Source organism: uncultured Psychroserpens sp. (assembly GCF_947492715.1).
Taxonomy (GTDB): Bacteria; Bacteroidota; Bacteroidia; order Flavobacteriales; family Flavobacteriaceae; genus Psychroserpens.
Window position 1 is genome coordinate 234,928 of sequence record NZ_CANLNS010000006.1, and the last position, 20,274, is coordinate 255,201.

A 20,274-nucleotide genomic window follows, 5' to 3' on the forward strand; every position below is an offset into this window, starting at 1 on the left:
TGTCTTAATTTTGCCATAAAAATAGCTATATGTTTACTAATGGTCAATTGATTTTCGGAATTTTATTCGCAGTAGTTTTTGCTATCATCATTTTTGCTGCTTATCGAAAAGATGTAAAACTCCATAGAAAATACTACAAAGGAAGTGTTTGGGTGTTGATTGCCTTTATTGCGTTTATCCTATTAATTGCAGCCATTAAATTTGTGTTTGTTTAAGGCATAACGTTCTCGATTTGATGCTAGCGTCGGAAATTTCTTCCTAAATCTTGTTTTTTTTGTAACTTAATGGATTAAAATACCCATCATCAGGTATGTTTTAATATGCTACTGCGTTGCATATTTGTGGTGTTAACTAATTAATTAATCCAACCAGAATGAAAATTATTTCCTCACATTTGTTATTGCTCCCTAAACAGTGCTGTTTCTTTTTAAAAGATCCATGCTTCTATATTTTCGTTTGTTAATTCTTCGGTGAAAAAATGAAAATTAGTAGATTTTTTATCACAAAAAAGGACGCGAATCTCGCAATGACAGAATACAGTGACTCGTTTATCATTTATGAAGGAATTGAATTTATAGCTGTTTTTAAAAAGAAATTTCTGTTTTGGAAATACTATGTACTACGTGTTGGCTATCTCGAAAACAAAGACGAAAAATCAGTTGAAAGAGTGAAAATCTTTCAAAAAAATATTGACGATATACCTTCATACCTACCAATACCTAATAATAGATTGCACATAACAAGTCCTCTTAATAAAAACGAAACAAAAAATAAACCGAAATATATACGTGTATATAAAAAACCAACAGAAAGAATAAGCATTAAAAATTATAGTGAAAAAGGTAAATATGAATTTTTAAGAGTATATACAGAGCATTATGAAACAGGAGGAACCGTCGGAGGTTTGTTTTCTTTATCTAAATTTCCCAACGAATTATTTGGTATTAGTAATTGGCACGTCATAAAAGGCAAAAGTGGTAAACTAGGAGACCCTATATATAAACACTACATAGATTCTCGTGGAAGATTTGAAGATAAACGTATTGTAGGGAATTTATTTTGGGCTTCTAAATTTAATGAGATAGATGCTGCTATATTCCATTTTAATTTTGACTCTATTAAGGACGAAATTTTAAAAAAAGACATACTACGCGGAGTGCCAATAATTAATAAAATAGGTGTTCCTGAAATTGGAAAACGTGTGTTAAAAAAGGGAGTTCGAACAGGAGAAACGGAAGGCAAAATTTTATCAGATAATACAACCATAAAATTTGAAATAGAGCATGGTAAAAATAAAGAGATCAAAATATTTAGAAATCAAATAATGGTTGAAAAAATATCTGATGATGGGGATAGTGGATCTATATTGTTTTCTGAAGACAAAAAGGCTATTGGATTAATTTTTGCAAGTAATAATTCAGATTCCGGACAGCAAATGTCTCTGGCCTGCAATATTAATGATATTTTAAATCGAGATTTTAAACCTGAACATCCAGGATATTATAGAAAAAAAAATATAACTATTAAAAAATTAATATTAACTAATTAAATTTACAATTATGGCAACAGAAAGAAGACCTATAAGTAAACAAAAAACATCGTTTCAACTCCTACATGGAGATATTAGATTGAAAGAAACTATTTTAGCGGGAAAATTCTATTGGATACCAAATACTGATAATCTTGACAAGGCAGATTTTAAACTCTTTAATGTACAATATGATAAAGAAAGATATGTTTTAGATGACGTTTTGTGGTGCCAAGACGAGAAAAGAATTGAAGTTCACATCACTCGTGACGAGCAGAATGCTCAAGATATAGAGATTAAAAATAGTGTCAATTTAAATGGGATATCATTTAAAAAATATGAGGAAATTAAATTAGTATTTAGGGTAAATGAAAACACAAATCCTCCGCGAAAGCCACATTGTGAAAAACTAAATAATATTTTAAATCCAGATGACAAGGATGGCTCAATATTAGTTGGAAGAAGACCTTAAATATTGAAAAAAATAAAAATCATAGCTCTACTTTTACCAGTAAGTATATTTCTTACTGGTTTTTGCTATTCTCAGAACGCCTCACTTCAGAAGGCTGAGTTTTTTTTGAAACTAAAAAATCAAGACTCTACTATATTTTATTTAGATTCTATTAAAACAGAGGACTTGTCTGCCTTTGAAAGTGCGAAGTTTCAAGAAGTAAGGGGAATTTTAGAAATTCAGAGAGACAATCATGGTTTAGCGTTTGAGGCATTAAAAAAAGCGAAAAATGAATACACCCTAATTGATAGTCTAAAACAAGCAGCTAAAATCAACCTGCACATTATTGACTTACTTGCGCATCAAAGAAACATTAAAGTATCATCACAACCTTATATTGACGAATACTTAGCTTTCTCAGAAAATTCAAATGATTTGATCGACAAAGCAAATGCCTATTCAACTCTAGCTGTAACTTACCTGAAGGCCGATGAAGCATTAGAATCAGAGATCTATTTTGATAAAGCAATAAAAGCAGCACTTTTAGGTCAGGACACTTTATTAGCAACAGATTTTTTGTTTAATAAAGGGGTTGTTTATAATACCATCTCAAAAAAATACGATGAAGCCTTAAAAATTTTCAAACAAGTTATTCCCGTATATAAAAAAAATAATGATTTAACCTTTATCGCATATAGCTATAATAACCAAGCTGAGGCTTATAAAAAAAAGCATGACTATCTAAGAGCTATAAAATATTATCAAAAAGCAGATTCAATTAATTTAAACAAGAATGATTTAAAATCAAAGGCAATATTTTATCAAAATTTGACAGATGTTTATGAAAAAACGAAGGATTACCAGAGAGCTTTAACGTATTCAAAAAAATTAAATACTATAAAAGACAGTATTGATAATCTTGAGCAAAATATTGCAATAAACGACATTCAAGAAAGATATGATAACCAGACTCTTAGAGCCGACAACCTAGAAAGCGAAACAAAACGTTTAGAAAGCGAAGCCAATGCTAGAAAAAAACAAAATCTCGTTTATGGTCTAGGTGGCGCCCTAGCCCTAGGCAGCATCATTGCCTTCCTCCTCTTTAAAAACACCAAACGTAAACAAAAACTGGCTGAGCAAGACAAAGAACTAGAAACTCAAAAATTGACCACAGTTTTAAAAGAACAAGAATTGAAATCTATCGACGCCATGATTGAAGGTCAAGAAAAAGAACGTCAACGCATTGCTAATGACTTGCATGACGATTTAGGAGGACTCATGGCCACAGTTAAACTCCATTTTAATGCACTTAAAGACAAACAAACGCCAGAACTTTACGATAAAACGAACCAGCTTATTGATGAAGCGTATGACAAGGTAAGAACTGTAGCTCATGCGAAAAACTCTGGTGTTATAGCCAAACAAGGACTATTAAAAGCCATAAATGATATGGCTGAGAACATTTCCGCATCAAATAAAATAAAAATAGATGTAATAGATCATGGCTTGGAAACTAGGCTTGAGAACAGCCTTGAGCTCACCATCTTTAGAATCATTCAAGAACTCATTACAAATGTGATTAAGCACGCTAGGGCTTCTGAGGCTACTATTCACATTACCAATCATGAGGACAGTTTAAACATCATGGTCGAAGATAATGGTATTGGTTTTAACCCTAGTCAGGTCACAAAAACCAATAAAGGCATGGGAATTAGCAGTATTGATAAACGCATAGAGCATTTAGAAGGCTCGATGACTATAGAATCTGAAAAAAAACAAGGTACTACTATAATTATTGATATTCCATTATGATACGATTAGCCATAGCCGAAGATCATCAATCGCTTATTGATGGCATACAATTACTTCTTGAATATGAGGATGACATTTCTATTGTTGGCACTGCCAATGATGGTGAAGCGCTTTTGAAAATCGTCGAAAAGAAACGACCTAATGTTGTATTAACAGACATAAGAATGCCCAAATTAGATGGTATTGAAGCCACTAAACGTATTAAAAAAACGAACCCAGAGATAAAGGTGTTATCGTTTTCAATGTTTGATCAAACTGATGCCATACAACAAATGTTAGATGCTGGAGCAACTGGTTATATTTTAAAAAACTCATCGCTTAATGAGGTCTTAAATGCTATTCGCACAGTTGCTAAAGGCGAAACATATTTCGATGCAAATATTAACACTAATATTCTGTCTTCAGAAAACAAAACAAAAACTAAGGGCTTACTAACCAAACGGCAAATAGAAATTCTAGAATTAATTGCCTTAGGTAAAACGTCTCGGGAAATTGCGGATGAGCTTTTTATTGGTGTCCATACTGTTGATACGCATCGCAAAAACATGGTACGTATTCTAGGTTTACAAGGTAAAGGTGAACTTATGCGTTATGCTTTAGAAAAAAAATATAAGTTTTAGCATCAAGTAAACATTAACAGTTAAAAATACCCATTAAAGGGTATTTTTTTGTGCTCAATTGAAACATACTTTTGAGAAGTAACATTTCACTTATTATCGACAGTTTATTGAATAACATAAATCAACTATCATGAAAAAAAAAGCATTATTAATAGTTTTACTTATCTCATTTTCGACGCACACTTTCAGTCAACAAAAAAAATACTTAAAACCATTTAAAAATGACGATGGCGTACTTAGTCTTAATACTGATGACGGCAACGATACTTTAAAAAAGACTGAAATCGATTTAGGAACTATTAATGAAGCCGTTTCCTTTGGGCTAAGCCTTGGCTTTAACAATAGTTTAGAGACTTTATATCTAGCGCAGATTTCACCAGTGAATAGAACTTTAATATTAAGTGACGCTCAGAACACAAGTTTTGTTTTATCTTCTGTTGTCTCTGTTCCGGTCACATTCAAACGAAAAGTTTATAGATTTACAAATAAGGACGGAGATGAAATTGGTGAACTACATAAAATATCTGGATTAAGTTTTATAGGCATTGTAAATCTGGCAACATTTAATGAATCTCAAAATGGCTCTATCTTTAATCAAAAAATAAGTGGCGGTTTAGGAATTTCATATAATTTCAATGAACATGTTGCTATTGGATTATCTTATGAATTGTTATCATACAGAAAACCAAAGGACTTTTTAAGAGCATTATCTGGACAAGAAGTTTTAGAAAATGGGGAAGCCATTGAAAGTATAGACATCTCTGACAACAACTATTTCTTTGATAGATATGCTAATACTTTTTCGCTCAAAATCATTTACAAATTAACAACTAAATAGTAAAGTTGATAAAAACTATAGGGAGAGAACATTTTATCAACAAAAAAGGATGTGACAAAAGTCACATCCTTTCTCCATTTATATAACTTTAACAGTTTAGTTTTCTTCAGGAAGGAAACCGTATGTTTTACTATACTCTAACATCTGTCCTTCAAATGTATCCGGTTGTGTCACTTTAATTGATGTAATGTCTCCATCGTCATTCTTTTCAGCAACTAGAACAGGGTTTACAAAACCACTATAAGGTGCAGATGTAAATTGCTTATTACGCTCTAAAACTTCAGCATGAATATCTTGATCTACTTTTACACCATAGCCTTCTACCAAAGCCTCAACTGCTTCAAAATCACCTTCAGATTTAATACGTTGTGTTTCTCTTAAAAGCTGACCAAATAACTCATGTAGTTTTTCATAATCGTTAATATTGAAATAGGTTTTACCATCTCGTGTCACTTTTTCTATAACATTATCCTCAAGACCTTTCTCAAATACCCATGCAGATACCCATTGTCTATTTCGCATATGCGCTTCTTCTACGTCATCTCCAAGATTCAATCTAATTAACTGAGTCATAAGTCCGTTTCTTATGTAGCCATCGTATGCAGCTTTACCTACGGCCTTCCAATCTTCAACTAAACCTAGCTCTTGAAGTTTTGGATTGTATAAATAGTATAGTCCAACTAAATCGGCACGCCCTTCTTCTAATGTAGAGGCATAGTTTTTTAATGTTTCTTTAGTCTCACCAACACCCTTGTTTAATTGTCCAGATGCATGTCCAATTACTTCATGTAATGCAGTGTGTAATTTATCTGCCAATTGTCCGTATGCTTTTTCAAGTTCATACTCTTCTTCGTCATGAACAAATTCCTTTAATCTTCCGGTACTACCAGCATTATTGTAAGCATGGATAATATTACCTAATGATACAGATTTACTTCCAACTTCCTTTCTTATCCAGTTGGCATTAGGTAAATTCACACCAATAGGTGTGCTTGGAGATGCATCTCCAGCTTCACCAGCCACTGTTACAACTTTATACGTTACTCCAACCACGCTATCCTTTTTATGTTCGTCCATCAATGGAGAGTTATCCTCAAACCATTGTGCATTGTCAGAAAGTACAGCCATCTTCTTAGACATATCAAAGTCATTAATTTGAACGATATTCTCATAAGAACCTCTATATCCTAATGGGTCATTATAAACTTCAATAAAACTGTTAATATAATCTACATTACCAGCAGTAGCTGCTGTCCAAGCAACATTATAGTCATCCCATGTTTGTAAATCACCTGTTTTGTAATATTCAATTAGTAATCCTATGGCATCACCTTGAGCTTTATTTTCGGCAACTCCTTGAGCCAATTCTAACCATTTCACAATTTCATCAATTGCTGCTCCATATAAGCCTCCCGATTTATATACACGCTCTTTCAGAACACCGTCTTCTTTTACCAATTGAGAATTTAAACCATAAGACAAAGGTCTTTCTGAGTTTGGAGACACTTTATTTTTATAAAAACTCTCTACATCGGCGTTGGTCACATCTGGACCATAAAAATTAACCGCTGATAGTAATACATTGTCAACATCTTTTGCCTGATTTACTTTTTTAGAGTCTTTATCATTAAAAATGACATCAAAAGCCTCACCTTCAAGTGTGGTGTTCGTATCTGCTAATAGACTTTGCAGATAATCAGAAGAAAATTCTGGTTTTATTTTATCATTAGAATAATGATGATGTATCCCATTTGAAAACCACACGCGCTTCAAATAAGTCTCAAAGGCTTTCCAATCATTAGATGTTTTATCACCTCCGTAATTAGCGTATACATTTTCTAGAGCATGTCTTATTTTCAAGTTATGTCTGTAGTTTTGATCCCACATAATATCCCGACCTGCTAAACCAGCTTGCGTTAAATAATATACTAATTTCTGCTCTTTTAAGGTCAGGTTTTCCCAACCAGGGATTTGGTAACGTAAGATTTTAATATCTGCAAATTGCTCAACATTAAAGCTAAATTCTTTTGTTTTTTCTACATCAGTCGTGTCTGTGTTTTCGCCTTTTTTATCTTCTCCACATGAGAACATAATACCAGCCATAACAGCACACACTAGTATAAATTTTAATTTCATTGTTAAATATTTAATTGTTGTCTCGCAAATGTAAACATTTATTAACATCTCCTAAAATTGATTATCTTTGAGTACCTAATTAATGTCACATCAAAAATCAAAAAATGAAAGCACTTAAGTATATTCTCTTTTTATTGCTCATCCTTTTTATTGGCTTGTCAATTTATGTAGCCGTTCAGCCAAATTCATTTGAGGTCACACGTACAAAAACGATTAACGCGCCAAGCAGTGTGGTTTACAATAACATTATAGACTTTAAAAATTGGGAATCTTGGTCCTCTTGGGTCGAAGCAGATCCAGACATGGTACTTACACTTCCTGAAAAAACTAGAGGAATTGATGGGTCTTATAAATGGGAAGATGCTGATGGCATCGGAACGATGAAAACCATAGACACAAAAGCCAATGAAGTAATTGTTCAAGAAATGCAATTTGCCGACTTCCCAAAATCTGATATCACATGGAATTTAAAAGACAATACCAATGGTACTACGGATGTGACATGGTCTATTTCAGGTAAAGATTTACCATTTGGTTTTAAAGCGTTTTCAGCATTTATGGGTGGAATGGAAAAACAAATAGGACCACATTATGAAAGAAGTCTTGAAAAACTAGATAGTGTTTTAGTTGCAGATATGTCAAAATACAGTGTTAATGTAGAAGGAATCACCCAACATGGTGGTGGTTTTTATCTGTATAATACGACCTCTTGTAAAATGGAAGATTTTAAACAAAAAATGCAAGACATGTTACCAAAAGTTGGAGGTTATGCTATAGCCAATAATATTACAATGGCAGGAAAACCATTTGTTATTTACCATAAATGGGATGTAGAAAATAATGCAGTAATGTTTTCTTGTTGTGTACCAACAACCTCAAAAATTGTAACTAACGATCCAGACATACTCACAGGTCAAATAGAGCCTTTTAAAGCTGTTAAAACAGTACTACATGGAGATTATGATAATCTGAAAGAGGCTTGGGAAAAAGCGATGGCTTATATTGCCGAAAACAACTTAGTTCAACCTGAAAATGGGATGGCTATTGAAACCTACACAACAGACCCAATATCTACGCCTAATCCAGCTGAATGGACAACCGAAATTTATTTAGAAGTTGAATAACCTATGAAGCAACTTCTATTGGTATTTATTGGTGGTGGATTTGGTAGTGTTCTTCGATATCTTATTGGAAAATTTCTCAATGATTCTGAAAACGGTATCCCTTATGGAACATTTGCTGCCAACATTCTAGGGAGTCTACTTATTGGAATCATACTAGGATTGGCTGCAAAAAATGATGCCCTAAGTTCAAATCAAACTTTATTTTTAGCTACAGGTTTCTGTGGTGGTTTTACAACTTTTTCTACATTCGCTTATGAAAATCACCTTATGTTAAAATCTGGAGATTTCACTTCCTTTGCTATCTATACTATTGCAAGTTTTGCTATAGGTTTTCTAGCCGTATTCTTTGGAATGTATTTAGTTAAATCTTAATGTTTGTCGAAGGTCTTAACACCTGCCTTTATTTCTAAATCTAAATAATTTTCTCTTGGCACTATAGGGCAAGAATAGCGTTCGTTATAAGCACAATATGGGTTATAAGCCTTATTGAAGTCTATAAGTATGCTATTGCCATCTGGAATCCTCAAATCTATATAACGTCCACCTCCATAGCTTTCACCTCCATTGGTATTATCTAAAAACGGTAGAAACAAGTAATCCTCGTAACCTTCTTCTTTAATTAAATCTTGGTTCTGGTAAATGTTCAGCTGATAGCTTTTATCATGAAGCTCAAAAGAAACCACACCATATTTTACATATTCTGGTAAACGACTTGTTGTCGTTTTCATTTTAAACACGTTTTCATTAGGCGTTCTTTTAAAATTAGCTTTGACCACAAACGTAGAGTCGAACTTAAAAAAATCTAAGCCCTTAAAGTTCTTTCTATCCTTTTCCTTTAGAGGCGACGTTGTAGCATCTTTGTACTCTGCGTTTATTTCTTTCTGAAATTCGGTTTCACCTTTAATGGGTCTCTTATCCTGTGAGCAACCTAATGTTGATACAAACATCACTAAGAGTAGTAAATTATGTTTCATAATTATATTTTTCATATCAAAAATACAACTTAAACAATTTTTTCATAGCTTTGGTGCACAATAATTAATAAAAATGCGAAACTATATCGTAACATATTCTCAGAGACAAAAGACCTCTTTTATAAAGAGTCGGGCCTCCTATATGCTATGATAATATAATTATATAACTAATCAATCATAAAAAGTCCGACGATATCGTCGGACTTTTTACATTTATACAACAACCAAAATGAAAACGCTTTTTAACAATTATATAAATACTTTTAGAGGACTCTCTAAAGAAGTCTGGTGGCTAGCACTCATGACATTTATCAATAGATCTGGAACAATGGTAATTCCGTTTCTATCTATATATCTCACCGTCGATTTAGAGTTTTCTCTTACAGATGTGAGCTGGGTTATGAGTTGTTTTGGTCTAGGCTCTGTAGTTGGAACATGGATTGGTGGTAAACTCACTGATCAAATAGGCTATTATAAAGTTATGGTCCGAAGCTTATTAAGTACTGGAATTCTATTTATAGCACTTCAGTTTCTTACTACATTTTCTCAAGTTTGCCTTGGAATCTTTTTAGTCATGGTAGTCGCAGACACCTTTAGACCAGCTATGTTTGTAGCCATGAGTGTTTATAGCAAACCTGAAAACAAAACACGATCTGTTACATTGATTCGTCTTGCTATTAATTTAGGCTTTTCTGCAGGACCAGTTCTTGGAGGTCTAATTATTGCGACCATAGGTTATAGTGGATTATTTTGGGTAGACGGTATTACTTGTATTCTAGCAACTTTATTACTAATAAGAGTACTCAACCCGAGAGTTGCAAAACCTATTGATGATAAAATTACAGAAAACCCAGTTTCAGTTTTTAAAGACGGACCGTTTTGGATATTTTTTGTCGCTATGCTTATTTTCGGAATTATATTTTTACAGTATTTCTCTACCATGCCTTTATATTACAAAGACATTCATCGTTTAACAGAACCTGAAATTGGTTTGCTTTTAGGGCTTAACGGATTCTTTATTTTCGTATTAGAAATGCCGCTCATTAAATGGTTAGAAGATAGCCGCTATACAAAAGTAGGCTTAATGTTATTTGGCTTATTGCTTACTGCACTAAGTTTTTATGTTCTGAATTTAACGAGTTGGATTGGCATACTTGTTATAGGCATGTTATTTATGACAGTTGGAGAAATGATTGCATTCCCTTTCTCAAATGCTTTTGCAATGAATAGAGCAAAAAAAGGAAAGCAAGGTCAGTATTTATCCATGTATATTATGGCGTTTTCAATTGCTCATGTTTTTGGTCATACTCTTGGCCTTAGATTGGTTGATAGCTTAGGGTACGATAACACTTGGTATGTCATGGTAGGTCTTGGAATTTTGGGTGTTTTACTTCTATTATACTTAAGAAAAATTCTTTCAACTAAAAAAGAGCTGACATGAATTTAAACCAAATCACAATACCGTCTTTAGATGTAGAAAAAGCCTCAGAGTTTTATGAAATTCTGGGGCTAAACCTCATCGTTGATGCTTTGCCTCGCTATGTACGATTTGAATGCCCTGACGGAAATGCAACCTTCTCGATTCATAAGGTAGATGAATTACCATCTGGAAATCGTATTAGCATTTACTTTGAAGAAGACAATCTCGATGACATAGTAGGTCATCTTCAACAAAAAGGAATTATATTTACCTCTGAACCTGAAGATAAAGATTGGCTATGGCGTGAAGCCCATTTGTACGATTTAGATGGAAATCATATTATTCTATTCAAGGCAGGCGACAATAGAAAAAATCCGCCGTGGCGTATTAATTAATTATATTTTGACAAGTACAAATTCTAAATTATGAAACACACTATTTATATTTTGATATTGCTCTTTTTTGTGAGTTGTAATATTTCCGAAGACAAGAAAAATGTAAAAAATGAGCAAACAAAAGCCAAAGATTTAGATTCGGAAAAGTACGTTCCTGTGCTAGAACCCAACCGATACAATGTTGCTTTTTTAATAATGGATGGTGTTTATAATACCGAATTAACCGCGCCTTTTGATATTTTTCAACACACTATTTTTAGAGATCGTATTAAACCTATGAATGTATTCACAGTAGCAAATACAAATGCGCCTATTGTAACTTTTGAAGGCATGCGTATTTTACCCGATTTCAACTATACCAAGGATGATTTACCAAAAATAGATATTCTTGTAGTGCCAAGCGCTGAGCATCATTTAGATAGTGATTTAGAGGATACTGTAATGATTGATTTTGTGAAACGTATTGACAAAGATGCACAGTTTATCACGTCGCATTGCGATGGTGCTTTTGTTTTGGCTCAGGCCGGACTATTAGATAATGCTGTATCAACAACATTCCCTAGCGATATAGATACAATGCGCGAACGTTTTCCTGAATTAGATATAAGAAAAGATGTACTATTTGTTCATGATGGCAAATACATCACATCGGCAGGAGGTGCGAAATCTTTCGAAGCTGCACTATATTTATGCGAACACCTCTATGGAAAAGACATTGCTAAAAGTCTAGCAGGAGGTCTTGTAATTGATTGGGAACTTGATAAAGTTCCGCACTTGATAATTAAAGACTGAATTTAGTTTTTATAATTATTATCTTTTTCAAGGCGCTTTAGTTTTTTACCTCGGTTTCGTTTTCTTTCAAGAGTGGCTAAACCATCTTTAATGATTAATTTAAACTTCTCTTGATCTGTTTTCAATTCTTCTTCTGTAAACACTTTAGGCTCTTTTTTTGCCATTAATTTTTGGATACGTTTAAACTGTCTTTTATGACTGTAATCTACCAATTTATACTTAACACCAACAGTCATTAATCCAGGAACTCCATTTGCTTCAACAAAGTAAATTTTTCCAGCTTCAAGATTTGCTTCTAGATAATCTGTGTTTTCTGCTTTCACCCAAAACATATGTTCTCCTGGCTCACACTCATAACGCATATAGTTTACACCTTTAAACTTTCCTAAATACGTCGTATTATCAAAAAATCTAAAATTTAATAGTCCTCCAACACCGCTTGTCCTCATGAAATAAATGACGCTCTTTCCTTCAGTAGGTGGTTCTATAGTAACTTGAGCATTAATAGAAAAAGTAAATAAAAACAAACAAAATAATGTGCTGCATATTAATTTCATAAAAGGGCTTTTTTTTTAAGATGATTACAAATATATATTTTTATTTTAATGGTTTTACCTCATTGTGTTTTACCACATGAGACAGTACAATTTGAGTTTTGGTTTCACCATAAACGATGAGTTGATCAATAAAGGATTCGAGATGCTTTTGGTTTTTTAAAACAACTTCCATTACGATATTTTCATTACCAGTTATGCGATAACAATTAATCACTTCTTGATATGTTTTAACCTTCTCTAAAAACGGCTTTAGCATACCCATAAATGCTCGTAATGTAATCAAAGCCTTAAGTTGATAACCTACTTCAAAAGGAGAAACTAAGGCGTTGTAATTTTCAATAATCCCGGCATCTTCCATTTTTTTTATACGCTCGGACACTGCAGGAGAGCTAATCCCAACTTGCCTCCCAATTTGAGTGTTCGATTGCCTCGCATTTTGTTGAAGGCATTTTAAAATCTTCCAATTTAAGGAGTCTATATACATTTAAAGTAATTAAAAAATATACGTTAATAATTAAATCAAATATACGCTTTTACTTTAAATATTAAAGTGAATTGTCATGACTTGTTACTAATTTTGTTACCATTGCTATTGAAAAAATGAATTATAACCTACCATCGAACTTATCAGAACTGCCTATATATCAAAAGGCTATGGATATTCTTGTATTATCAAGAAACATTTCCACGTACATTAATCAAGATTTATCATATTTGAGACCAGATGGTTCAGAAGATACCGATATCTATTTCTCAGGAGACATCATTCAGCAGTCTGAATCTTTAGCTCCTGAAATAGAAAAGGCACAAGCAGAGCGCTTCTCAGATAAAAAACATAAGCATCTAGCTTCTATAGAGCGGCTAACACACCGTTTACATCTCAACTGTAATCGTCTACAGCACTGTAATAGTAATGGTAGGGACTATTTACCAATACTTCAAAGTGAACTTAAAAAGTTTAAACGTTTGCAGCGCAGTTGGATGATGACACTTTAAGCGCTTTTCTTTAATTTGTCTTGTATTAGTGATTTATATTTTGATAATTCTGCTGCAACCTTTTTGCGAAGTAAAAATAGACCTATCATATTTGGCACTAGCATGGCAAATACCATTGCATCGCTAAAATCTATGACAGCGGTTAATGTTGCTGCTGCACCAATTACGGTAAATACGCAAAACAACAACTTATATGTATATTCTGTTTTTTTTCCTCTTCCAAAGAGAAAGCTCCACGATTGATACCCATAATAAGACCAAGATATCATAGACGAAAAAGCAAATAAAATAACTGCAACAGTTAGCACGTAGGGAAACCAAGAAATACCACTTTCTAAAGCAGTTGCTGTTAAAATAACACCTTGCTCAAAACTTATTTCTGCACTGGTATCGACCTGTCCTGTAATTATCAAAACAAGAGCGGTCATTGTGCATACCAAAACCGTATCAATAAAAGGTTCTAGTAAAGCCACTAATCCTTCGCTAGCCGGATGTTTAGTCTTTACAGCACTATGAGCAATAGAGCTACTACCAATACCAGCTTCATTACTAAACGCTGCACGTTTAAACCCTTGAATAAGTACACCTACAAAGCCGCCTCCAATACCTTGTGGACTAAATGCTCCATCCCAAATTGCGACAAATGCGTCTGGGATCTTAGAAAAATTTATACCTAGAATTACTAAAACGGCTAGTATATAAACCACAACCATTACTGGTACAACCTTATCTGTAACCTTCGCAATTTTTTTAATACCTCCAATAATAACTATACCAACAAATATGGCCATTACGAGTCCGAAAACCCAACCATTCCCAGATAAAAAACTGGTTTCTCCTCCTGTTACATATTCAAATAATTTAAAAGCCTGATTCACTTGAAACATATTTCCTCCGCCGAAGGAACCACCAATACACATAATGGCAAAAACAACCGCAAGGAATTTACCCAATTTCGCAAGTCCTTTTTCAGATAGTCCTTTTTTAAGATAATACATAGGGCCGCCATAAACAGTTCCGTTGCTATCGACTTCTCTGTATTTGACACCAAGTGTGCACTCTACAAATTTAGACGACATGCCCAACAAGCCTGCTAAAACCATCCATAACGTCGCTCCAGCTCCACCAATTGATAATGCAATGGCTACTCCTGCGATATTCCCTAAACCTACAGTTGCAGATACTGCGGCAGTTAAAGCCTGAAAATGACTTACTTCTCCTTCTCCATGCCCTTCAACCCTAATTGTATCTGGTTGATCGCCATCTGCTGTTCGTACTGAGTCTGAAACCGAAATGATCCCAGACTCCTCTAAATCATCATAATTACCTCTTACAACTTTAATGGCCGTAAAGAAGGCTCTAAAATTTATAAACCTATAGTACAATGTAAAATAGCCTGCTCCTAAAATGAGTATGATGAGCACCCACGGAATACCAACGGTTTCAGTAATTGGTATTTCGGCAAGAATAGCATCAACGAACCATTGTGTTCCGTTGCTAAATTGAGTATTAATCTGTTCGTCTAATGATTGATTTTGAACTAGAAGTATCATGAATGAAGTTTTTGGCAAATTGCATTGAAACTTCAAAAAGTGAAAGGTTACGTAGTGCTGAAATTTTAGTCTAGCACTAGTTAACCATGTACTTACTCATTAAACTTTATGGTAGCAAACTGAAGAAAATTATGCTCTTTTGCATAAGCTATTAATTGCTCTTTACCCTCACTGCCCTTTATATTGAGCATCTTTTTTATTTGATGAATGTGCGTTTGAAACCCATCTGCACTAATATGCATCTCTTCAGCAATCTCTGTATAAGATTTATGATGACCTACAAGAGCCAAATTAGCTAAGACCTCCTTTTGTCTATCAGAAAGCTCAATTTTATGCAATTCCCTCAGACCAATCAACTCTTTTTTCATGCTTTTAATGGTATCTAGATGGCTTTCATTTGCTAATGTGATCTTTTCTATGTCAAGTTGTAATGACTTATTGTGCTCTGTTAATTCGTTAACTATGGATTGCTGCTGTTCTTTTTCAGAAAGAAATTTCCAACTATAAAGTAAAATTGAAAACAATAAAATAAAGAGAAATTTAAACGAAATGGCTGTAATACTCCCAACAACGCTCCAAAATTGTTGATCGATTACTTGTATAACTTGATCTTGAGGGATAATACGATGTGATACTGCAACTATAATAAGAAGAAACAATGCGAATGTTGGTAAATACATAAACTTCATCTGCCTACTCTTAAACGCTTTATTCAATTCATAGAGCAATGACAAGGCTACAAAAATTGAAATCGGTATATCTATGAGCCAAATAAAATTATTACTTATGGTTTCATTATTATAAGATGTCGCAACAAAGACAAAGGTAATCATACCTAGAACACCAGAATAAAGTAAGATGAATTCTTTAGTTGAAAAACGCTCAATCAATCTCACAATAATCCCTCTTTTAGCATTGTGTTCAATAGATGGTAAAGACAGTAAGATAAACAGTGAATTAGCTAACGAGATAACAACTCCAAAATAAATAATTAATTTATGACTAGCAGACCAACCTAAAACACTAGTAAAGACGCTATTAAATACTGCGCCTAAACCCCATACAAAAATCGCTAGTCCAAACCACTTAATTCCATTAATAGCTTCTTTGCTGGTGCCTCGTTTCTGTTCTTTTATAAATATTCTCTGAATAATTATTGCCGTAATAATACAAACAATCGATGTTACAGTATATTCTATTATTGAAAGCATTAATCTTTATTTGGAATACTAAATATATTAAAACTTATTCGGCCTTTAATAATTTAATGAACTTTCTCTTTGCCTTAAATTTTTGAAACTCTTGAATGTTATGATATCAACTTCTAGAATTTTGCAGTAAAGATTTTAGAACGACATGAGGTTCAACACGAAAATATAGCTCTGATTTCACTATTTAAAATCAATTATTTATATAAAAAAATCCCGAAATAACTTCGAGACTTTTTTAATATTTGATAGATTTCTAATTACATATTTCTTCTATATTGTCCTCCTACTTCAAACAAAGAAGCAGTAATTTCCCCTAATGAACACACCTTACACACGTCCATTAAAGCTTCAAAAATATTTTCGTTATTAATAGCTTTATGCTGTAAGTCTTTTAACAACGTCTTGGTATCGTTAGCACTATGAAGATGTTCTAATGTATTAATTTGAAATTGCTTTTCTTCCTCAGTTGCCCTAATTACCTCAGCAGGAATAACCGTTGGAGAACCTTTAGAACTCAAGAAAGTATTAACACCAATAATTGGGAACTGTCCATTGTGTTTCAATGTTTCATAATACAAACTCTCTTCTTGAATTTTGCTTCGTTGATACATTGTTTCCATGGCACCAAGCACGCCTCCTCGTTCTGTAATACGATCAAATTCAAGAAGCACTGCTTCTTCAACAAGATCTGTCAACTCTTCAATAATAAATGAACCTTGAATTGGATTTTCATTTTTAGCCAAACCTAACTCCTTATTTATAATCAATTGAATTGCCATCGCTCGTCTAACCGATTCTTCTGTAGGTGTTGTAATCGCCTCATCATAAGCATTGGTATGTAATGAATTACAATTATCATAAATGGCATATAAGGCTTGAAGCGTTGTACGAATATCGTTAAAATCAATTTCTTGAGCATGCAAACTTCGTCCAGATGTTTGAATATGATATTTCAGCATTTGCGCTCTTGCGTTAGCGCCATACTTATGTTTCATGGCTTTAGACCATATTTTTCTAGCCACGCGACCAATAACGGCATATTCTGGATCAATACCGTTTGAGAAGAAAAAGGACAAATTGGGTCCGAATTTATTGATATCCATTCCTCTCGATAAATAATACTCAACATAGGTAAATCCGTTAGCCAATGTAAATGCCAATTGCGATATTGGATTAGCACCAGCTTCAGCAATATGATATCCTGAAATAGACACCGAATAGAAATTACGCACATTGTTCTCAATAAAATACTCTTGAACATCACCCATTAAACGCAAGGCAAATTCAGTAGAAAAAATACAAGTATTTTGTGCTTGATCTTCTTTTAAAATATCGGCTTGAACAGTCCCTCTTACTTGGGCAATAGTTTTTGTCTTGATATCCTGATAAATATCAACTGGCAACACCTGATCTCCTGTAACGCCAAGAAGCATTAATCCAAGACCATCATTCCCTTCTGGCAACTCACCATTGTACTTTGGGCGTTCTTTGTCTTTATAAAGTTTAGCTATTTTCCCTTGAACTTCTTTTTCTAAACCATTTTCTTTAATATAAATTTCGCACTGTTGATCGATAGCTGCGTTCATAAAGAATCCAAGCAACATAGGCGCTGGCCCATTAATTGTCATACTAACCGATGTCATAACATCAGCTAGATTAAAACCAGAATATAATTTCTTAGCATCATCCAAACAGCAAATAGACACACCTGCATTCCCTATTTTCCCATAGATATCTGGTCTGTGATCTGGGTCATTTCCATATAATGTTACACTATCAAAGGCGGTAGATAAACGTTTAGCAGGTAATCCCATACTTACGTAATGAAAACGACGGTTTGTTCGTTCTGGTCCACCTTCTCCTGCAAACATACGTGCAGGGTCTTCGCCAGTTCTTTTAAAAGGATATAATCCAGATGTATATGGAAACTCACCAGGAACATTTTCTTGCAATGTCCATCGCAAAATATCGCCCCAAGCCTGATATTTAGGCAAAGCCACTTTAGGAATTTGCGTATGTGACAAAGACTCTGTATGCGTTTCAATTTTTATTTCCTTATCACGAACTTTAAATGAATATATTGGGTTTTTGTACTTATTAACTTTCTCATCCCAACCTGTAATTACTTCCCAATTATAAGGATCTAAATTAAGTTTTACTCTATCAAATTCTCCAACAAGCAACTTTATAAAATCTTTATTCTCGTTAGACGTTAAAGACGCTGAATCAATACCTGCCTTGTCTAATTCTGGTTTCTCTCCAATAACCGACTCTAAGGTTTTATAGATTCCATAGAGCTTTTGAGCCACTTCCACCTGTTCGTTAGCTGTTTTATCATAAGCACGATTATTTTCGGCTATTTCAGACAAGTAGCGTGTTCGAGACGGAGGGATCACAAAAATCTTTTCACTCATTTCGTTTGAAATATGAAAAGTTGATTTTAAGTCGGTATCTGTTTTTTCTACAATTTTATCCATTATCGCTTTGTAAAGCGTATTCATTCCTGGATCGTTAAATTGTGATGCAATAGTTCCAAACACAGGCAATTCATCTTGCGGCGTATCCCAAAGATTGTTATTACGCATGTATTGTTTTTTAACATCTCGCAAAGCATCCAAAGAGCCTCGCTTGTCAAATTTATTGATAGCAACCAAATCGGCAAAATCTAGCATATCAATTTTCTCTAGCTGTGTAGCCGCTCCAAATTCGGGAGTCATCACATATAAAGAAACGTCACTATGTTCGATAATTTCGGTATCAGATTGTCCAATACCAGATGTTTCTAAAATAATTAAGTCAAATTCTGCTGCCTTTAATACTTCAACAGCCTCATTAACATATTTGGATAGTGCCAAATTAGATTGGCGTGTCGCTAAACTACGCATATATACTCTAGGAGAGTTAATGGCATTCATTCGAATTCTATCACCTAAAAGTGCACCTCCTGTCTTACGTTTTGAAGGATCTACAGAAACGATACCAATCGTTTTTTTAGGAAAATCTATTAGAAAACGTCTTACAAGTTCATCAACCAAACTTGATTTTCCTGCACCTCCTGTTCCTGTAATACCAAGTACAGGTGTTTTTGAATTTTTATTTTTTGTATGAATTTCATCCAAAGTCGTTTTGGCAACGTCTGGGAAATTCTCTGCCGACGAAATAACGCGAGCAATAGCTTTAGGGTTTTTGTTTGGAAGGCTTTCCAATTCCCCATTAAGCGCATCTCCAATGGCAAAATCAGATTGCTCTACTAAGTCGTTAATCATTCCTTGTAAGCCCATCTCACGGCCATCATCAGGAGAATAAATTCTCGCAATACCATAGTCCATAAGATCTTTAATTTCAGAAGGCAAAATAACGCCGCCACCGCCGCCGAAGATTTTAATATGACCAGCACCTTTTTCCTTTAATAGGTCATACATGTATTTGAAGTACTCATTATGACCACCTTGATACGACGTTAAGCATATAGCATTAACATCTTCTTGTATTGCCGTATTTACAACCTCTTCAACGCTTCGGTCATGTCCTAAGTGAATAACCTCAACACCTGTTGACTGGATAATTCGACGCATGATATTAATAGATGCATCATGACCATCAAAAAGAGAGGCTGCAGTTACAATTCTTACTTTATACTTTGGATTATATGGTGCGACTTGCTTCATTCGTAAAATTATGATGTTTTAAAGACACAAATTTACGGAATTTTCAAAAGAAGCGCCTTATTAATTAGAATTCTTTAATAGAAAAAAAGCAACTCCTTAGTATCACTATTAAAAATATTTGTAAGATTTTTTATATTAAAAAATTGTGGTATTTTTTAATATAATGTTAAATTTTTATTAATTTTATAATTAAATATCT

General features: G+C 33.7%; 19 protein-coding genes. 12 read left to right on the forward strand and 7 right to left on the reverse strand.

What is annotated here, in order from left to right; translation table 11 throughout:
* Positions 1-29 precede the first annotated feature (29 nt).
* The 6 genes from Q0787_RS15375 to Q0787_RS15400 all read left to right on the forward strand — a co-directional run bounded on the left by Q0787_RS15375 (position 30) and on the right by Q0787_RS15400 (position 5,249).
* Entirely contained in the window at positions 30-215 is a 186-nt protein-coding gene (locus Q0787_RS15375; RefSeq protein WP_298903721.1) for a hypothetical protein, read from the forward strand.
* A gap of 311 nt (positions 216-526) precedes the next feature.
* A complete protein-coding gene (locus tag Q0787_RS15380; protein ID WP_298903722.1) occupies positions 527-1,549 on the forward strand; it encodes a hypothetical protein in 1,023 nt (340 codons plus the stop codon).
* A 10-nt stretch (positions 1,550-1,559) separates the two neighbouring features.
* The gene (locus Q0787_RS15385) at positions 1,560-2,000 is read left to right on the forward strand and encodes a hypothetical protein (RefSeq protein ID WP_298903723.1); all 441 of its coding nucleotides are present in this window, start codon (positions 1,560-1,562) and stop codon (positions 1,998-2,000) included.
* A gap of 3 nt (positions 2,001-2,003) precedes the next feature.
* Positions 2,004-3,791: a sensor histidine kinase gene (locus tag Q0787_RS15390; protein WP_298903724.1), complete on the forward strand. Its 1,788-nt coding sequence runs from the start codon at positions 2,004-2,006 to the stop codon at positions 3,789-3,791.
* Positions 3,788-4,411: a response regulator transcription factor gene (locus tag Q0787_RS15395; RefSeq protein WP_298903725.1), complete on the forward strand. Its 624-nt coding sequence runs from the start codon at positions 3,788-3,790 to the stop codon at positions 4,409-4,411. Before Q0787_RS15390 ends, Q0787_RS15395 begins: the two co-directional genes overlap by 4 nt.
* Positions 4,412-4,541: 130 nt before the next feature.
* Entirely contained in the window at positions 4,542-5,249 is a 708-nt protein-coding gene (locus Q0787_RS15400; protein WP_298903726.1) for a hypothetical protein, read from the forward strand.
* A gap of 96 nt (positions 5,250-5,345) precedes the next feature.
* Here Q0787_RS15400 and Q0787_RS15405 read toward each other — a convergent pair whose 3' ends face one another.
* Positions 5,346-7,385 (reverse strand): dihydrofolate reductase, encoded by a 2,040-nt coding sequence (locus Q0787_RS15405; RefSeq protein ID WP_298903727.1) that lies wholly within the window; start codon positions 7,383-7,385, stop codon positions 5,346-5,348.
* Between the two features lie 104 nt (positions 7,386-7,489).
* Here Q0787_RS15405 and Q0787_RS15410 point away from each other — a divergent pair, with 104 nt between their 5' ends.
* Positions 7,490-8,509 carry an SRPBCC family protein gene (locus Q0787_RS15410; RefSeq protein ID WP_298903728.1) on the forward strand — a complete coding sequence of 340 codons (1,020 nt, stop codon included), beginning with the start codon at positions 7,490-7,492 and terminating at the stop codon, positions 8,507-8,509.
* Between the two features lie 3 nt (positions 8,510-8,512).
* Positions 8,513-8,881: a fluoride efflux transporter CrcB gene (crcB, locus tag Q0787_RS15415; protein ID WP_298903729.1), complete on the forward strand. Its 369-nt coding sequence runs from the start codon at positions 8,513-8,515 to the stop codon at positions 8,879-8,881.
* Here crcB and Q0787_RS15420 read toward each other — a convergent pair.
* Positions 8,878-9,483, reverse strand: a complete 606-nt coding sequence (locus Q0787_RS15420; protein WP_298903730.1) for a DUF1684 domain-containing protein — start codon at positions 9,481-9,483, stop codon at positions 8,878-8,880. The genes crcB and Q0787_RS15420 overlap by 4 nt on opposite strands.
* 229 nt (positions 9,484-9,712) lie before the next feature.
* On the opposite strand from Q0787_RS15420, the gene Q0787_RS15425 reads away from it, so the two are divergent.
* The 3 genes from Q0787_RS15425 to Q0787_RS15435 are packed head-to-tail and all read left to right on the forward strand — an operon-like array spanning position 9,713 to position 12,090.
* Entirely contained in the window at positions 9,713-10,924 is a 1,212-nt protein-coding gene (locus Q0787_RS15425) for an MFS transporter (RefSeq protein WP_298903731.1), read from the forward strand.
* A complete protein-coding gene (locus Q0787_RS15430; protein WP_298903732.1) occupies positions 10,921-11,298 on the forward strand; it encodes a VOC family protein in 378 nt (125 codons plus the stop codon). The genes Q0787_RS15425 and Q0787_RS15430 overlap by 4 nt, the downstream gene beginning before the upstream one ends.
* A gap of 30 nt (positions 11,299-11,328) precedes the next feature.
* Entirely contained in the window at positions 11,329-12,090 is a 762-nt protein-coding gene (locus Q0787_RS15435; protein ID WP_298903733.1) for a DJ-1/PfpI family protein, read from the forward strand.
* A 2-nt stretch (positions 12,091-12,092) separates the two neighbouring features.
* On the opposite strand, the gene Q0787_RS15440 is transcribed toward Q0787_RS15435, so the two are convergent.
* Both Q0787_RS15440 and Q0787_RS15445 read right to left on the reverse strand, forming a co-directional pair.
* On the reverse strand, positions 12,093-12,647 hold the full coding sequence (locus Q0787_RS15440; RefSeq protein ID WP_298903734.1) for a hypothetical protein: 555 nt from the start codon (positions 12,645-12,647) through the stop codon (positions 12,093-12,095).
* A gap of 40 nt (positions 12,648-12,687) precedes the next feature.
* On the reverse strand, positions 12,688-13,131 hold the full coding sequence (locus tag Q0787_RS15445; protein ID WP_298903735.1) for an Lrp/AsnC family transcriptional regulator: 444 nt from the start codon (positions 13,129-13,131) through the stop codon (positions 12,688-12,690).
* A 116-nt stretch (positions 13,132-13,247) separates the two neighbouring features.
* Between Q0787_RS15445 and Q0787_RS15450 the strand changes: the two genes are divergently transcribed.
* Entirely contained in the window at positions 13,248-13,643 is a 396-nt protein-coding gene (locus Q0787_RS15450; RefSeq protein WP_298903736.1) for a hypothetical protein, read from the forward strand.
* Here Q0787_RS15450 and Q0787_RS15455 read toward each other — a convergent pair.
* From Q0787_RS15455 to Q0787_RS15465, 3 genes are all read right to left on the reverse strand, one after another.
* Entirely contained in the window at positions 13,640-15,196 is a 1,557-nt protein-coding gene (locus Q0787_RS15455) for a sodium:alanine symporter family protein (RefSeq protein ID WP_298903737.1), read from the reverse strand. The genes Q0787_RS15450 and Q0787_RS15455 overlap by 4 nt on opposite strands.
* Positions 15,197-15,288: 92 nt before the next feature.
* Entirely contained in the window at positions 15,289-16,407 is a 1,119-nt protein-coding gene (locus Q0787_RS15460) for a hypothetical protein (RefSeq protein ID WP_298903738.1), read from the reverse strand.
* Between the two features lie 257 nt (positions 16,408-16,664).
* On the reverse strand, positions 16,665-20,075 hold the full coding sequence (locus Q0787_RS15465; protein WP_298903739.1) for a methylmalonyl-CoA mutase family protein: 3,411 nt from the start codon (positions 20,073-20,075) through the stop codon (positions 16,665-16,667).
* Positions 20,076-20,274 lie beyond the last annotated feature (199 nt).

Bases quoted from the DNA above. Each gene is read 5' to 3' on its own strand.
- Q0787_RS15465 (WP_298903739.1), bottom strand. From the start codon at position 20,075: ATGAAGCAAGTCGCACCATATAATCCAAAGTATAAAGTAAGAATTGTA.
- Q0787_RS15380 (WP_298903722.1), top strand. From the start codon at position 527: ATGACAGAATACAGTGACTCGTTTATCATTTATGAAGGAATTGAATTT.
- Q0787_RS15445 (WP_298903735.1), bottom strand. From the start codon at position 13,131: ATGTATATAGACTCCTTAAATTGGAAGATTTTAAAATGCCTTCAACAA.
- Q0787_RS15460 (WP_298903738.1), bottom strand. From the start codon at position 16,407: ATGCTTTCAATAATAGAATATACTGTAACATCGATTGTTTGTATTATT.
- Q0787_RS15430 (WP_298903732.1), top strand. From the start codon at position 10,921: ATGAATTTAAACCAAATCACAATACCGTCTTTAGATGTAGAAAAAGCC.
- Q0787_RS15450 (WP_298903736.1), top strand. From the start codon at position 13,248: ATGAATTATAACCTACCATCGAACTTATCAGAACTGCCTATATATCAA.
- Q0787_RS15455 (WP_298903737.1), bottom strand. From the start codon at position 15,196: ATGATACTTCTAGTTCAAAATCAATCATTAGACGAACAGATTAATACT.
- Q0787_RS15420 (WP_298903730.1), bottom strand. From the start codon at position 9,483: ATGAAACATAATTTACTACTCTTAGTGATGTTTGTATCAACATTAGGT.
- Q0787_RS15435 (WP_298903733.1), top strand. From the start codon at position 11,329: ATGAAACACACTATTTATATTTTGATATTGCTCTTTTTTGTGAGTTGT.
- crcB (WP_298903729.1), top strand. From the start codon at position 8,513: ATGAAGCAACTTCTATTGGTATTTATTGGTGGTGGATTTGGTAGTGTT.
- Q0787_RS15425 (WP_298903731.1), top strand. From the start codon at position 9,713: ATGAAAACGCTTTTTAACAATTATATAAATACTTTTAGAGGACTCTCT.
- Q0787_RS15375 (WP_298903721.1), top strand. From the start codon at position 30: ATGTTTACTAATGGTCAATTGATTTTCGGAATTTTATTCGCAGTAGTT.
- Q0787_RS15400 (WP_298903726.1), top strand. From the start codon at position 4,542: ATGAAAAAAAAAGCATTATTAATAGTTTTACTTATCTCATTTTCGACG.
- Q0787_RS15410 (WP_298903728.1), top strand. From the start codon at position 7,490: ATGAAAGCACTTAAGTATATTCTCTTTTTATTGCTCATCCTTTTTATT.
- Q0787_RS15385 (WP_298903723.1), top strand. From the start codon at position 1,560: ATGGCAACAGAAAGAAGACCTATAAGTAAACAAAAAACATCGTTTCAA.
- Q0787_RS15405 (WP_298903727.1), bottom strand. From the start codon at position 7,385: ATGAAATTAAAATTTATACTAGTGTGTGCTGTTATGGCTGGTATTATG.
- Q0787_RS15395 (WP_298903725.1), top strand. From the start codon at position 3,788: ATGATACGATTAGCCATAGCCGAAGATCATCAATCGCTTATTGATGGC.
- Q0787_RS15440 (WP_298903734.1), bottom strand. From the start codon at position 12,647: ATGAAATTAATATGCAGCACATTATTTTGTTTGTTTTTATTTACTTTT.